Annotated in this window: 13 protein-coding genes; 3 read left to right on the forward strand and 10 right to left on the reverse strand. The window is 38.5% G+C overall.

The window, feature by feature from the left end:
- Positions 1 to 3: 3 nt before the first annotated feature.
- The 3 genes from LPB68_RS08355 to LPB68_RS08365 all read right to left on the reverse strand — a co-directional run bounded on the left by LPB68_RS08355 (position 4) and on the right by LPB68_RS08365 (position 2388).
- Entirely contained in the window at positions 4 to 918 is a 915-nt protein-coding gene (locus LPB68_RS08355) for a prenyltransferase (RefSeq protein ID WP_237087914.1), read from the reverse strand.
- 129 nt (positions 919 to 1047) lie between these two features.
- Positions 1048 to 1587, reverse strand: coding sequence for a GNAT family N-acetyltransferase (locus LPB68_RS08360; protein ID WP_068654573.1), 540 nt, complete (start codon positions 1585 to 1587; stop codon positions 1048 to 1050).
- A gap of 159 nt (positions 1588 to 1746) precedes the next feature.
- Positions 1747 to 2388, reverse strand: a complete 642-nt coding sequence (locus LPB68_RS08365) for a bifunctional 2-keto-4-hydroxyglutarate aldolase/2-keto-3-deoxy-6-phosphogluconate aldolase (RefSeq protein WP_068654516.1) — start codon at positions 2386 to 2388, stop codon at positions 1747 to 1749.
- Positions 2389 to 2586: 198 nt separating this feature from the next.
- Here LPB68_RS08365 and LPB68_RS08370 point away from each other — a divergent pair, with 198 nt between their 5' ends.
- A complete protein-coding gene (locus LPB68_RS08370; protein ID WP_068654518.1) occupies positions 2587 to 3528 on the forward strand; it encodes a sugar kinase in 942 nt (313 codons plus the stop codon).
- Between the two features lie 63 nt (positions 3529 to 3591).
- Here LPB68_RS08370 and LPB68_RS08375 read toward each other — a convergent pair whose 3' ends face one another.
- Complete coding sequence (locus LPB68_RS08375) at positions 3592 to 4614, reverse strand: LacI family DNA-binding transcriptional regulator (RefSeq protein ID WP_068654521.1); 1023 nt, start codon at positions 4612 to 4614, stop codon at positions 3592 to 3594.
- A gap of 229 nt (positions 4615 to 4843) precedes the next feature.
- Between LPB68_RS08375 and LPB68_RS08380 the strand changes: the two genes are divergently transcribed.
- Positions 4844 to 5875, forward strand: a complete 1032-nt coding sequence (locus LPB68_RS08380) for a PHP domain-containing protein (RefSeq protein ID WP_068654523.1) — start codon at positions 4844 to 4846, stop codon at positions 5873 to 5875.
- Between the two features lie 62 nt (positions 5876 to 5937).
- Here the strand turns inward: LPB68_RS08380 and LPB68_RS08385 are convergent, their stop codons facing one another.
- The 6 genes from LPB68_RS08385 to LPB68_RS08410 form a co-directional block, all read right to left on the reverse strand.
- Positions 5938 to 6849 (reverse strand): carbohydrate ABC transporter permease, encoded by a 912-nt coding sequence (locus LPB68_RS08385; protein WP_068654525.1) that lies wholly within the window; start codon positions 6847 to 6849, stop codon positions 5938 to 5940.
- A gap of 14 nt (positions 6850 to 6863) precedes the next feature.
- Positions 6864 to 7844, reverse strand: a complete 981-nt coding sequence (locus LPB68_RS08390) for an ABC transporter permease (RefSeq protein WP_068654527.1) — start codon at positions 7842 to 7844, stop codon at positions 6864 to 6866.
- A gap of 78 nt (positions 7845 to 7922) precedes the next feature.
- Positions 7923 to 9644, reverse strand: a complete 1722-nt coding sequence (locus LPB68_RS08395; RefSeq protein WP_068654529.1) for an ABC transporter substrate-binding protein — start codon at positions 9642 to 9644, stop codon at positions 7923 to 7925.
- Positions 9645 to 9745: 101 nt separating this feature from the next.
- Positions 9746 to 11563, reverse strand: coding sequence for a sensor histidine kinase (locus LPB68_RS08400; RefSeq protein ID WP_162274307.1), 1818 nt, complete (start codon positions 11561 to 11563; stop codon positions 9746 to 9748).
- A 26-nt stretch (positions 11564 to 11589) separates the two neighbouring features.
- Complete coding sequence (locus LPB68_RS08405; protein WP_082865537.1) at positions 11590 to 13155, reverse strand: response regulator; 1566 nt, start codon at positions 13153 to 13155, stop codon at positions 11590 to 11592.
- A gap of 196 nt (positions 13156 to 13351) precedes the next feature.
- Positions 13352 to 14221 (reverse strand): NAD-dependent epimerase/dehydratase family protein, encoded by an 870-nt coding sequence (locus tag LPB68_RS08410; RefSeq protein WP_068654535.1) that lies wholly within the window; start codon positions 14219 to 14221, stop codon positions 13352 to 13354.
- Positions 14222 to 14451: 230 nt separating this feature from the next.
- On the opposite strand from LPB68_RS08410, the gene LPB68_RS08415 reads away from it, so the two are divergent.
- Positions 14452 to 15360 (forward strand): EamA family transporter, encoded by a 909-nt coding sequence (locus LPB68_RS08415; RefSeq protein WP_068654537.1) that lies wholly within the window; start codon positions 14452 to 14454, stop codon positions 15358 to 15360.
- Positions 15361 to 15453 lie beyond the last annotated feature (93 nt).

Raw genomic sequence — 15453 nt, forward strand, 5'->3', positions numbered from 1 at the left:
TAATCAGAACATTAGACCTTGAATAATCATGATCAGGATGAGTATGGCTCCGAAGCGTACGGTCGCTTGCAAGGAACCTCCCATTAAAGGTAGATATGCTTGTGATTTATTATGTTCCTTCAACCCACCATATACACGATACAACGGAATTAAAGCTAAACATGCAATCAATGAATAATAAGGCAACACACCTACGATAGTGCATACAACGAGCGATAGCGCCGCTAATAAAAGTAGTATTTTAGAGAAGCGAAGTGCCTTTGCTTCACCCCATACGACAATTAACGTCTTTTTGCCTGCTTGGCGATCCAATTGCCAATGTAAGAAATGGTGATTAAATAAAATAAGAGTCGTCAGTAGTCCGATCGGTAACGATAATAGTAGCGCACGAACATCCATATGAGCTGTCTGAACATAATAAGATCCCATTACAGGTAACACACCAAACGAAAGGATAATAGCTACTTCACCCAACCCTTTTCCCCGATAACCAAGCTTCAGCGGAGGTGCCACATAGAAATAAGCAATCATCCCACCTAATAATCCTAGTACGAATGCCCACCAACCACTAAAGAAACTCAAGATGATACCACAACAAATAGCGATACCAAATAACAACCAAGTTACGAACGTGTAAGTACGTACACTCCACATCCCGTTTGTCAGAAAACCTGAGTGGCTAGTTATCGCATCTATCCCCTCTTCTACATTAGAATCGGCCCCATTCTTATAATCCCATAGATCGTTAATCATATTTGAGAATAAATGTGCCAGTGCTGATCCTAAGAGTGTTAACAACAATAGTCCAATATGAAATACACCGTCCCACATATAAGCTCCTAGTGCACCTAATGCAACAGGAATCAACATTACCATAATAATCGAAGCTCTTGATGCTTTCATAAATTGCCTAAACATATTCAATCCGCCTGTCACTCTCCTTATCCATAAAAAATAAGCCTGCACATGTCATTGCAGACGTCACTCTAACATCTTAAGCTTAAGAGTATCATATTTTGTAGGTTTTTGTCATGGATTGATGTATGGTTACATTGGTAACCATTTCTCATATTTGCTAAAACCTTCGACTTCACCCTTATAGCTAAAACCACATTGTAGGTAAAAACTATTTAATAGTTCGTTATTGGCTATACAGTCCAGCCGAATAACATCCTTGTCTTTGAATTGAATACCCTGTTGCACCCAAAGCATGATTTCTTTTCCTAGACCCTGTCCACCATATCCACGACTAACCGCAAGTCTATGTACATATACAGAGTTATCGAGATGCGCCTCATGCTCACCCCATAAATTTATATCCCATGGACTAGCTTGCTGCTTCAGAATGACAATTCCCACACAAACTCCATTTTCTTTAAAAACAAATACCTCACCTTTTGAAATTGAGCCAATCATATCATGGCTATCTTCACCATGTAATAGACCTTCCCATTGCCTAGAACCCTTGCTCTTAAGCCATCTTGCTATGCCTAACAGAATATCCATGATATCCTGTGCATCCTCATCCTTCGCTTGATACGCCCTAACTGTTTCATTAACATACTCGTTCATCTGGAATGATGCCATCTCACAACCATCCATTTCGTAGAAATTTGTAAATCACTCCTATTAATATACCACGAACTCTTCGTGGTCTGCTTATTATGAACAGAAAAATCCACCCTCCAGAATCAAGTAGATTAAGAAGGATGACTCTTTCATATAGCTAATTGGCAAATTAGTTGTTTATTGCTGAGTAATCTCCTGAAATTTAGCAACATATTGTGCAGCTAATTCTGTAATAAGGTCATAGCGATTGTCTTTGGCTGGAGCCGTTAAATTTCCACCGATACCGACTGCGATGCTTCCATTACGAATCCACTGTTCCATATTATTCAGATCCACGCCACCCGTAGGCATAATCTGCACATGAGGCATCGGTCCTTTAACAGCCTTAATGAAATCCGGCCCGAATGCACTACCCGGAAATAACTTCAGTACATCTACGCCCAACTTCAACGCTTCCTTCATTTCATTTAAGGTCAGACAACCTGGCATATAAGGTATGCTATACAAGTTACACATTTTAGCTGTCTCTTCTTCAAAAGAAGGACTCACGACAAACTCAGCACCTGCCAAGATAGCAATTCTTGCTGTTAATGGATCGAGTACGGTACCCGCTCCAATAACTGCTTTATCACCATATTTCCGAGCAAGAATCTTGATCGCATGATCTGCATCGGGTGTTGTAAAAGTTACTTCGATATTATTAAGTCCACCTTCAATACAAGCTTCAGACATCCGAATAGCCGCTTCAGGAGTATCAGCTCTAATAACAGCAACTACGCCTACCGCTGAAATATTCTGTAACACTTTGATCTTCTTCATTTTATTCATTCTCCTTTTTAATAAAAAGTTTAGTAAACTTGATAAAATAATTTTGTTATTATACATGAAATTCTAATTATTTCAACGTGATCAGTCAATAGAAATATAACTTATTATTGTTAAAAACCGTTTTATGTGATAATTTCTAAGTAAATAGTTTGATATGTGAACTCACACATTATTAAGGAGGTATTTATGATGAACAACCATTTAGATGTAGTTACTTTTGGAGAGCCTATGGCGATGTTCTATGCTAATGAACCTGGACCTTTACATGAGATTTTTTCATTCTCCAAAGCTCTCGCAGGAGCAGAGACGAATGTTGCGGTAGGATTGTCACGGCTAGGATTGAATGCGGGACTCGTAACCAAGCTAGGTGAGGACAACTTCGGAAAATTCATCGTAGAAGCTCTGAAGAAAGAGAAAATAGATACACGTAGCATGACCTTTACAGAACAATATTCTACTGGAATGCTCGTGAAATCCAAAGTCATAACAGGTGATCCGATCGTTGAATATTTCAGAAAAAGTTCTGCAGCTTCCAAATTGAACGTATCTGATTTCGATGCTGATTATTTCTCATCCGCTAGACATATGCATATGACGAGCATATCGGTGGCGTTATCTCAGGAATGTCATGAATTTGCTGTCCATGCCATGAAATTCATGAAAGACAAGGACAAGACAATCTCCTTCGACCCCAATCTACGCCCGAAATTATGGCCTGATACCTCAACTATGGTGAAGACGATTAATGACTTATCCTCTAACTGTGATTGGTTCCTACCAGGAATTAATGAGGGGAGAATCTTAACTGGTTATGAGACACCTGAGGATATCGCTTCCTTTTATCTAGATCGAGGTATATCCGTTGTTGTCATTAAATTGGGGGCAGAGGGAGCCTATTATCAAACAGTAGAACAAGCAGGGTACGTTAAAGGTTTCCCTGTTACTCATGTTGTTGATACCGTTGGTGCGGGAGATGGATTTGCCGTTGGTGTGATCAGTGCACTTCTTGATGGACTTTCACTAGAGGAAGCTACCCGACGTGGGAATGCCATCGGTGCTCTTGCGGTCATGTCACCTGGGGATATGGACGGCTTACCTACTCGGGACAAATTGGAATCATTCATGAAATAATCAATCTATATTTTTGGAAAAAGTGCTTAAGCAGAATTAACCTGCTCAAGCACTTTTTGTGTGTTATATCCTAGTTATTGTTCTAACTGACTTTCCCCTATGTAATTCAGGTACAAATCGATAAATAATCGGGACAGACTCTCCCGGTTCTTCAATACATTGAAGCAATATTCTCGCTGCCTGTTTGCCCATATCATGTGTTGGTTGACCAATAGTAGTAATATTAGGATTGTAAATATGAGCGAAGTCAGCATCATCAATACCAATCACCGAGATATCCTCTGGAATTTGAAGGTTATGCGTACTACAGTATTTCAACATCTCCGCGAGTACAACATCATTCCCTGCAAGAATTGCTGTAGGTGGGTGCTGTAAATGAAGTAATTTATCCAGCATCTCCTGAACCTCTTCCTTAGGTACACTTCGAATATACTCATCTCTAATTTCGAGTCCATTATCCTCCAGTGCCCGCTTATACCCACTCAATCTTTCCACCCTAGGCGTGATCCGATGTGTCTCGTGAGGCAATGTAATAAGCGCGATTCGCTCATGTTGATGTTGTGTTAGCTCTTGAATCGCGATCTTGACAGCCATTTCATTATCTAGAAGTAGACTATGTGTCGTGACTTGTTCAACAAGTCGATCCAGAAAGACAATCGGAAAATTCTGTTCAATCAGGCGACTGTACGAAGAAGCATTCTTCCCCGTTGGAAATATAATTAATCCATCGACCTGTCGAGCAAGCAGCATTTCAATATACTTACTCTCTTTGTCTGGATTCTCATCTGCATTACAGATAATGACCTGAATTCCATGTAATTGTAACTCGCTCTCAATCGCTCGGATACACTGGATCGAAAGAGTATAGTCTATATTCGCTACAATGACTCCAACCATATGAGTGCGATTACTTTTCAAACTTCTAGCCAGACCATTAGGTTGGTAATTCAGCTCTTTAATAACCTCTTCAATCCGCGCTTTTGTGGATTCGCTCATATATTTATATCTTTTATTTAGGAACTGAGACACTGTACTCTTAGAAACTCCTGCTTGTAGGGCAACATCTTCAATAGTTAACTTCTTCATACTTTATGCTCCTTTGATATCCTGAAAGGAAAAACATCTATAAAAATTATAGCTTTTATTTAGTAAATTTACACTATCCTATTACACTTCTGATTTAACATCATTTTTACATTTGTTGAAGTTACAGCTAATGTTTCATTGATACAATAATTTAACAACAATGTTCTTCAAGTCCATAAATTTGTTTAATTATAAAATTGATTCATATTAAAATATAGGAGGCTATATTTTGAAAATTGATTTCCACTTTCATTTAGAAGAAGGGTCCTATTCTCTGGCATGGCTTAATCGAACAGGATTAGCTTTGGAGCGAACTTCACGGAATCATTCAAATCATACAGAGCGTAACTCTCGATCTTGGATCGAACATATCACAAGAAGCCTAGCTCGCAGAATGAAGGAAGGTTGTTATTCTGAAGACTGGGTCACAAGATATCTTGAACAAGGTCGCAAGAAGGGGATTCAAAAGTTCGGTGTTGTAGATCATTTATACCGCTTCTATGAGTTTAAAGCTTATTATGAACAATTTATGGTATTAGATGACAGTCCGTTAGGTAGAATACAACGGGAATGGTTAGATCTCGTATGTACGAATTCCATCGATGATTATTTATCTGGAATGCGGAATGCCGCAAGGTTCTACGACGAATTATCTATTGGAGTTGAAGCGGATTATTTCCCTGGGAGCAAGGATACACTTAAAGCGCTTCTTCAACCCTACCAGCTAGATTATATCATTGGTTCTGTTCATTGCCACAATGGCTTGAGGTTTAATCACCTTGATCCACAGAGCCCATTTACTAATGAAGATCCCTCAACACTTTACAGACAATATTATCAAACGGTTATAGAAGCAATCCATAGTGGTATTTTTCAATTTATGGCGCACTTGGATCATATCAAGGTATTCAATAACCGTCCTCCAGAAGATGAATTATTGGTACATTACCATGAGATAGCCGCTGCCCTAAATGTTACACAAGTCGCTACAGAAATAAATACAGGTCTAGTCTATCAGCATCCAAATATGGAAATATGCCCTAGCGCTTCATTCTTAACGATTCTGAAAGATTATGACGTTGCGATCACCCTGTCCTCCGATGCTCACTTTCCAGATGAAATAGGAACGATGTTGGATGAAGCCATTCAACTTGCTATAGAGATTGGATTTAAAGAAATCGTTTATTTTAAAAATAAACAGCGTCTCACTCTCCCTTTAAATTCTTCTACGGACATTCCACTTATAAGCCTAGCACAATAGAAAAAGGATCTCCTTAACCAAAAGGAGATCCTTATATTTATTTCAAAAATGGAAATAACTTCTTACTCCTTAACACCACCCACTTGCAGACCAGCCACAAAGTATTTCTGCATAAAAGGATACACAACTAGAATAGGCACAGCTGCAACGATCGTTATGGCTGCACGAATAGAGATTGGTGTTATCATATTTCGTGCTGAATCTTGATCCATCCCTGCGACCATCCCAGGATTACTATTCGAATTCATTGTTGATGACAATAACTTCATTAATTCATATTGCAATGTACTTAAATTCTGCTTAGAAGATGCAAACAAGAATGTATCGAACCATGCATTCCATTGACCTACAGCGACAAATAAGGCAATTGTAGCGAGTACTGGTTTACATAATGGAAGAATAATTTGCAGAAAGATTCTAAATTCTCCAGCTCCATCAATTTTAGCAGACTCAATCAGACTATCGGATAATGTTCGTATATACGTCCGAATGACGATTAGATTAAATCCACTAACCAATCCCGGTATAATATATACATAGAATGAATTCAGCAAATGTAAATCTTTAATCAAGAAATAATAGGGAATCAATCCTGCATTGAAATACATCGTCATGACCACTATTAACGTGAATGACTTTCTGAAATAAAACTCTCCTCTACTAAGCACGTACGCAAGCATAGAAGTTAGTAGAACGCTAAGCAACGTCGCGATGATTGTTCTAGCAACTGATATCCAGAATGCATTTAGAACAGTACCTGTGATGAATACGGCTCGATAGTTCTGTAACGTCCAAGATCTAGGCCATAAATAGATGCCTCCACGAACTGTATCAACCCCAGAATTAAATGATACTGCAAGGGTGTTTAAGAACGGGTACAGGGTTACAACCGCTAATATAATCATAAATACCGTATTCAGTGTATGGAAAATAACCGGCTCTAGGCTACCAGAATTATTAGATTTTCTTAGCATAACATTAGACCTCCTCAGATCAATCTCTCTTCGCCAAGACGTTTGGCGATTGAATTCGCAGCAAAGATGAGGGTGATACTGACGATGGTCTTAAATATTCCGGCTGCTGTGGCAAGTGAATAGTTACCTATTCGAAGTCCATATTTCAGTACGAAAATATCAATCGTTTCTGACCAATCGACGACGAGACCATTACCTAATAAATATTGAACTTCAAATCCAGCTTCTAGAATCCAGCCTAAGTTCATAATTAATAGAATGACAATAATGGACTTAATACCTGGCAACGTAATATGTAACATTTTCTGGTAACGATTCGCCCCATCAATATCTGCTGCTTCATAAAGTTCTGGACTAATCGACGTAATAGCAGCAAGATAAATGATCGCATTCCAACCCACTTCCTTCCAGACGTGAGATGATGCGACAATACCCCAGAAATATTTCCCTTCATTTAACCACATAATTGGACTATCTACAAAACCTAACTTCATTAATAAGACATTCACGATACCATCTTCAATAGCTAATGAGTTAGCGACAAGCCCCGTTACAATAATCCAAGAGAGAAAGTGTGGTAAATACGAAACGGTCTGCACTGTTTTCTTGAAAAATTTAGATTTAATCTCATTGAGTAATATAGCGAATACAATCGCTGTCACGAATCCAAGGGCCATATTAATCATACTCATAGCTAGTGTATTTCGTAATACTCGTAAGAAGGTCTCATCTGTAAATAGGAAGCTGAAATGCTTAAATCCTACCCAAGTCTGCTCCGTGAAAGCTTTCGCTGGTTTGAAATCCTGAAACGCCATTGACCATCCCCATATGGGAATATAAGAGAACAAAATAATGTATAAAATAACGGGTACAGACATGAACATCAATTGTTTCTGATCACGAATCACTCTCCAACCTTTCTTTTTCGGGCTTATGAGAGTGCTTTTCTTAGATACTTCATTAGGGTTCGATACGGGTATATCAATTTCAGACATGCTCTCCCTCCATTTCTTTTTAAAAAGAAAGGTATGAAGCAATTTGCATCATACCTTCCTGATCCATATTTTTCCTGCTTATTCACTCCAATTTTCAACACGCCACTGAATCTGTTCATTCACTCGTGCTTCATAAGCTTCAATATTAGCTTTACCAAGTTCCTCTACATACTCATTCCAAACCTTATCAAATTCATCAGGCTTAGATAAGATGGCCTTTGGTAAATGCTTCAATGAAAGATCATTGATCTTCGTATCTGCTACACTCGCTTCAGATCCTTCAATCAGATCGATCTGCCAAGCTGCATAGTGAATAGGATTCTCTGGAGGTGCGGAAAAGAAATCAGTCCACATCCCATGTCCGTACGCATCTAGGATTTCCTTATCCAGCGGTTTCAGGCCATCTGTAAATTCTTTCAATTGTGAACCTGGAGTATTCGCATTCCCATCGCTAAACGATCCTTGAATTTTAGGGATATATTCCAAAAGATATTGTGCACGATTAGCTAGTTTCCACGCTGGATCTACTTGTTGATCACGCATCTCCTGCGTTCTATAGAACATTCCTTCTGCGTCTACTAGGTAATCATCACCTTCGATTCCCCATTGTAACGTCTTCTGCCACTCCTCATCCATCATGGCTTCTAAGAACTTGATGATCCGAACTGGATCCTTAGCATTCACACTAATACCGTAACCATTATTTAGATTGATAGGTGGACGATCACGATACCAGTCCGTAATACTATCATCATAAACTAAAGGAATTCCTACATAAGTACGATCATCCTTTTTTTGTGTTGTCAGTGAATCCTCAGCAGATTGGAAGTTCCAGTGTTGATCGAACATTCCGAGAATACGACCACTAGCTACTTTCGCTAAATACTGATCATAATTCTGAGCAAATGCTTCTTTATCCATCAATCCCAACGCATTAATATCATTTAACTTCTTATAATAATCTTTCGCGATTTGTTTATCTGCAAAAATCTTGGCTACATTATTGTCTACCGTCACGCCACCATCGTTCGGATATCCAGCTAAATGCTGCGGTGCATTCTTGAGACCGAAAGTCCGCCAATCAAATGCTAGAGTTGAGAATCCAATCGTCGGTTGTCCATCAATTTCTGGATACTTTTCTTGGTATTGCTGAATGAGAGCGAAATATTCATCCAATGTCTTCACTTTTGGATATCCAAATTCCTTGAGAACTGCCTTCTGAATCCAGAAAGCTGGGCCCCCATACCAAGTTTCATTAAATGCCCCAGTATAAACACCATAGTTCGGCAACCAATAAATATGACCATCACTAGAGTCTTTCATTCTTTTTAAGTAAGGTTTATAATGTTCCAGCAATTTCGGGGCATGTTCTTCAAGCAAATCTTCCAAAGGAATGACTGCACCTGCTCCAACTAACTTCGTATCTGCTGTAATTAAATCTGGGTATTCACCACCTGCGATCATCACGCCCAGTTTTTGCTCATTATCCCCTACAAGAAACTCCATTTCGAGGGTAACTCCGAGTTCATCCTTAATCTTCTTGTAGATTTTATTACTCTCTGGTGCAGTCTGGCCTGGAGCGCCATTATATACTGAGATCGTAATTGGCTCCAACTTTTCCTCGGTGTTAGTGTCCGTACTTGGAGTGTCTGTGCTTGGTGTATCATTGCTTATTGTGTTAGTCCCTGGTGTGTTAGTATTTGATGCGTTGTTGTTACTACTACATCCCATCATGACGACACTAAATATCATCATACAAATCAACACTGTCGTTAACGATCTTTTCCTCGTAACGCCCATTAACTAACCCCCTAAATCATAATGTAAACGCTTGCAATACCTATTATAAATGATCTATTCCTCTTTACCATTTGCAAACTATAGGTCTACCCCCCATAAATTTAGGTCCGATCATCCTCATTCATGTCCTCTTTCTTGATCTGACTAAGTGGAATCGTAAATTCTACCCTTGTACCCCGTCCTAATTGACTCTCAATCCGGAATTCTACACATCCGTCATAGTAGAGTTCAAGTCTTTTATATACATTACGAATCCCTACATGTGCACCAGAATAGTCAATTTTTGAGATAGACTCTATGACCTCTTGAATTCTATGCTCATCCATCCCCATACCGTTATCCTCTACAGTTACAATTAACTGGTCACTAGTTACATGTGCTGTGACCTCAATATTCCGGATCCCTTTTCGCGCTTGAAATCCATGCTTACATGCATTCTCCACTAACGGTTGAATGCTCATCTTCGGTATCTTGTATAATAATGCCGACTCATCAATCGTCATTGTGTAGTCAAAATGTTCCATAAAACGAAACTTCTCAATTTGTAAATACATATCAGTAAACCGAGTTTCTTCTTGCAATGTTACAAGATCATCTGACCAACTTAACAAACGGCGAAGAATTAATGACAGGTCCTTAATAACATTTACAACCTCGGTATAACCATTCTTCGTACTAACCACCAACAAAGCATTCAACGTATTAAACAAAAAGTGGGGATTCAACTGACTCTGCAATACATTAAGCTCAGCACGAATCCGTTCAAGTTCTAAATCTTTCTTCTGAATCTCTAATTTATATACATCGTTAATCAGCGAGTTAATTTTCCCTATCATCAGATTATAGCTATGAATCAGTCCACCCATCTCATCTTTACTTTCGGCTAAAATCACTGGATCAAACACACCCATTCTGACCTTTCCCATATGCCTAGACAAGCTCTTCATTCGGAAATGATAAGATTTCAACATAATGATGATTAGAAGCGTCGGTATTAATGTACTGATCATCATCATTGTAATCATAAAGCTTCTTGATTGGTTCACCAGATCTGTTACTTTATGATGATTCGAAGTTCCGATTAATTTCCAACCCTTCATATAAGTAGCCACCCCTAAATTTCTCTCAAAGCGAACCTTCTCATCACCTATATCCCCGCTTATTGATAGCATTTCAGAAGAAGCCATCTTATCTTCCTGTTGACTTGTCAGCACAACACGATTGTGATTATCGATCAATTGAAATTCTAAATAATCCCGCTCGCTACTCAGAATCTCACTTAATTTATCCATCTTGAGGTCAATTTTTAAATGCTTATTATAGGTTCGTAGATCTCTAAAGTTATCAAGTTTATACATAATACTAATCTGTCTAGTTGGTTTGTTCAGAGATAGGGATACTCCATTAATATAAGCATATACAATGACTTGATCGGTAGAGGATTGAATCTTCTTATACCATGAGGTACTTCTCAGGTTGGTATCTACATAGAAATATTCACCACCACTTGCAATGGTGTCGTTATTCGTAAATATGCCTAGTTCCTGCAGATTGGGGTGAACTGACAAATGTACATTTAATTTGTTCCGCAAGATAAGATTATTGGCCTCATAGAATTCTACTGGGGTTGCATAAGTCCGGTCTATTGCCTCATATAGTGTTCTATCAATAGAGATTGTATGGCTTAGACTAACTAAATCTTCGAACATCCTTGTCACTTCCTTCGTGGCTCGATTCATTGAGATCGCAATGTTCTCCTCTTCACGAAGTAGAATGTTCTGTGAAATTTGCTTATAGAAGAGAATGTTAATCGCAATAATGGGAATCAGCACACACAATAAGTAGATTAATAGGAATTTGTATTTCAATGGAATATCATTAATGATATGAGTAAATCCCCTAATAGAGTGTCTCCGCATTCGCATCCTCCCTGAATATGATAGACTCAACCATTATTTTTCTTATACATTGACGGGATACAATCCGTTAGAACTTTGAATTTCTCCACAAAATATTCCGGATTTGAGTAACCAACTTTCTTTGCAATATGTTCTATCTTTAAATCCGTCCGACGTAGTAACCTCTTCGCTTCTTCGATTCTTAAATAATGGATGTAGGCGTTAAAAGACATACCATTATATTTCTTGAAACATTGACCAAGGATCACCACATTCAATTTGAATTGTTGGGCAAGTGTTTGAAGCTGCAGTTTATGACTATAATTCAATTTCACATACTCGATAATTTCATACATCGGATCAAGCTCTGACTTCTCTTTCTTCAATACATCTAGCATAGAGGCAATTTCGGTACATATTTCAATAAGTTCTCTCTTCAATTGCGTAATATAAATAGGGACATCCTCGGTAATCAAAGATACTCGATCGCTAATATTCTCTACAGCATTCCATTGCAGCATTAGATTCATTAACTGAGATCGGATGATCACCATAACATTCACAATATCCTGATAATTGGCTCCCATAGTATTAAAATCTTCAAAAATCAAATGAATCTGCTCTGATAGCTCGACCAACTGCCCCTCTTTCACTATACTTATTAGCTTGTCTATACGCTTATTCAAAGTATCATTAAACAGCCTATCTTTCGTTTGGGTAGTAAAGAAGAAGACCCCCGCTTTACTCGCTGTTAATCTAATCATCTTAGCTTGCAATGCCTGCTGGTATAATTCGTGTAATTCTGTTAGTCCATACCCCTGACCACTTATGTAGAACGAAATGTCTAGTTGAAATGAGGATTTCACATATGAAGCTAATTTAGATAGATGACTTATCACCGTTCTGCGGATCGTTGGTCCTTCAACCAACAAGACACCCATCCGACCATCTGGTTCATGGAACAATGAACATTTACACCAAGAGGTTATTTCTATGATGCATTGCTGTCCGATCTGTTCCATCACCGATTTAGGCATATTTCTGAGTACGTCATGCTTGTCACTCTCTAATTCTAACAATAGAATTCTAAAGGAGGGAGTTTTCTTAAATCCAAGCCAATCAGGGACATGAGAAGGCATTTCATTCAAAGATTCTCCACGAACCCATTGGGAAATCGTAGCGGTAAATGCCCTCTGTTTAATTTCCTGATCAAGAAGTAGCTGTTTACGTTCCAATTCCATATCTTGTTGAACCTTATGTAGAACCTCTTCCACTTCATCTGCCATAATGGGCTTCTGAATATAGTGAGATACCTTATAACGAATTGCCGTCTGTACATAATCGAATTTAATATGAGCGCTCAAAATCACAAATTTGGGGATAATTATGCATTCCTTCATCGTCTTTTGAATCAGTGATAAGCCGTTCATGCATGGCATATCAATATCCGTTATGACCAAATCAGGCTTCAAACTATGCAGGAGTTCATAACCTTCTTCTCCATCCATCGCTTCACCACATAGCTCGAACCCATACTTTGACCAATCCACCATCCATCGTAATCCTTCAAGAACATAGGGTTCATCATCGATAATAAGAACTCTTTTCATCATGTTCCTCCTTTAAATCACTAGGAAAAGTATGCATGTTTATTAGTTTTGTAAGCGCATTCAATAATACATCATTATTCTACAATAGAAATCCGAAATAATCTCTAACTATCCAAATATTATGTTATTTATATTATATATAAGCCAAAAAAAGAAGCTAGAGATAATACTCTAACTTCTTTATATTCCTTGAGTGAAATTACTGTTCCATAATCTTATATTGTGCTTGCCATCCTAACATTTTCTTTGCTTTTGCACTTGATAACAGTGTGGCTCTTCCTTCAAGTGAATCACGAATATCAGTCACCCCTGGCAAATACCGCTTAACTAAATCTAGCGTAGGTTGATCTGAAGAAGAATCATCTGCAGCAAGATTTAAAGCGATCGCTCCAAGTCCATCTATCTCAATCGCCAGACGACAAGCGGAGGCGACATCTCTCGCATCAATGTAACTCCATAGAATACGAAGTCGATCCTCTGGCTGATCAAACCGTGCCTTCACTTCTGCATATCGTTCCGGTACAAGAATATTACCGAGACGGAAGCTTACTACCTGCATACCAGTTCGGCGATTAAATGCTTCTGCGGCGACCTCATTCACGATCTTAGACAATCCATAACTATCTTCTGGCAGTTGAGGGTGATCTTCATCCATAGGGATATATTTAGGTTCAAAGAATTCATTGGCAAAGCAGATACCATATGAAGACTCGCTTGATGCAATAACTACTTTACCTATATTAAGATTAGCTGCAGCTTCCAAGATGTTATATGTACTCATTACATTATTTCGATAGCACACTTCATTAGGATGAGTATAGGCTTGTGGAATGGCTGCGAAATGCACGATCCCTGCTACCTCTTGTCGGTGCCCACTACCATATTGAGAGAGCGCATTATGAACTTGTCCCAAATCCGTTAGATCTGTTATGATCGTCCGACAAATAGATTCATCAGGGACTTTCATATCTAGATTAATCACTTCATAATTCTGTTCTACAAAATGCTTCAATATCCATTTCCCTGCTAACCCGCTACCTCCGGTGACGATAACTCGTTGTTTACTCATGATTTGCCTCCTTAGTTCCTATATCAATTTATGGATAGCGCTTACACAAATTCATTGTATCGACAAAGTCTGATCCTGTAAACAGTTCGATTTGGACAATAGCCATTTACCATGGCACCAATCGTAATCAGTAAATTTTATACTTCCCTTAATCTCTATAAGCTTTGTCATTGTGGCATACTGACAATTTAAGTTATACTTTACGTCGGTTTGTGAAAGGAGAAATGATCATGTGGTTTGTATTTGCATTAATAACAGCTTTCGCTTGGGGCGGAGCTGACCTATTTTACAAGAAAGGTTCAGATAGCAGCGATAGATTCAGCCATATTAAGATCGTCATTATCGTTGGTTTAGTCATGGGGATTCATGGCATAGCTTATATGCTCATCACAGGAATAACATTTGATCCAATGGACTTAGTTCGATATTTCCCTGTTTCCGCTCTTTACATTTTGTCAATGACCATCGGATATATCGGGTTGAGATATCTTGAACTTTCGATTGCATCTCCCGTGCAAAATTCATCTGGAGCCATAACAGCAATACTATTATTCATATTTTTCACCCACGAGCTGGGTATGCTTGAAATATTGGGTATAGTCATCATCACTTTAGGTGTGATTGGGATTGCTATATTAGAAAAGAAAGCTGAGAACAATGCTCTACGAGCAAATTCAACACTGATTGATAAGAAGTACCAAATTGGCTTTATCGCCATCATCTTCCCGATTCTGTATAGCTTAATCGACGGACTTGGAACTTTTGCTGATGCAATCTATTTAGATGAGATGAAACTGATCAGTGAAGATGGAGCACTTCTTGCTTATGAGTTTACCTTTTTCATATGTGCCGTATTGTCATTTATTTACCTCAAATTCATAAGAAAAGAAAAATTCAACGTATTCAAAGAACGAGACAAAGGATTGGCCGCTATTCTAGAAACAGCCGGACAGTTCTTTTATGTATTCGCTATGTCTAGTAACGCTATTATCGCAGCACCACTCATTGCTTCATACAGTATATTCTCGGTGATACTCTCCCGAATATTCCTCAAAGAGAAGCTCAGTAAGCTGCAGTACGCCGTTATTATTGTTGTGATTCTCGGTATTGCTCTGCTAGGTATCGCTGATGAAATGTAGACTAGATTATTGACCTGCATTACATCTTATCAAGCAGAAAGCAGAAGGAGGCTCCTCATAGTCTATATAGAACTTAAGAGAAACCTCTTTTAA

The sequence above is a fragment of the Paenibacillus crassostreae genome, from assembly GCF_001857945.1.
Classification (GTDB): Bacteria; Bacillota; Bacilli; order Paenibacillales; family Paenibacillaceae; genus Paenibacillus_AQ; species Paenibacillus_AQ crassostreae.

Coding starts and splice junctions, on each gene's coding strand:
- LPB68_RS08360 (WP_068654573.1), bottom strand. CDS start 1,587: ATGGCATCATTCCAGATGAACGAGTATGTTAATGAAACAGTTAGGGCG.
- LPB68_RS08415 (WP_068654537.1), top strand. CDS start 14,452: ATGTGGTTTGTATTTGCATTAATAACAGCTTTCGCTTGGGGCGGAGCT.
- LPB68_RS08400 (WP_162274307.1), bottom strand. CDS start 11,563: ATGCGGAGACACTCTATTAGGGGATTTACTCATATCATTAATGATATT.
- LPB68_RS08370 (WP_068654518.1), top strand. CDS start 2,587: ATGAACAACCATTTAGATGTAGTTACTTTTGGAGAGCCTATGGCGATG.
- LPB68_RS08385 (WP_068654525.1), bottom strand. CDS start 6,849: ATGCTAAGAAAATCTAATAATTCTGGTAGCCTAGAGCCGGTTATTTTC.
- LPB68_RS08390 (WP_068654527.1), bottom strand. CDS start 7,844: ATGTCTGAAATTGATATACCCGTATCGAACCCTAATGAAGTATCTAAG.
- LPB68_RS08365 (WP_068654516.1), bottom strand. CDS start 2,388: ATGAAGAAGATCAAAGTGTTACAGAATATTTCAGCGGTAGGCGTAGTT.
- LPB68_RS08395 (WP_068654529.1), bottom strand. CDS start 9,644: ATGGGCGTTACGAGGAAAAGATCGTTAACGACAGTGTTGATTTGTATG.
- LPB68_RS08410 (WP_068654535.1), bottom strand. CDS start 14,221: ATGAGTAAACAACGAGTTATCGTCACCGGAGGTAGCGGGTTAGCAGGG.
- LPB68_RS08375 (WP_068654521.1), bottom strand. CDS start 4,614: ATGAAGAAGTTAACTATTGAAGATGTTGCCCTACAAGCAGGAGTTTCT.
- LPB68_RS08355 (WP_237087914.1), bottom strand. CDS start 918: ATGTTTAGGCAATTTATGAAAGCATCAAGAGCTTCGATTATTATGGTA.
- LPB68_RS08405 (WP_082865537.1), bottom strand. CDS start 13,155: ATGATGAAAAGAGTTCTTATTATCGATGATGAACCCTATGTTCTTGAA.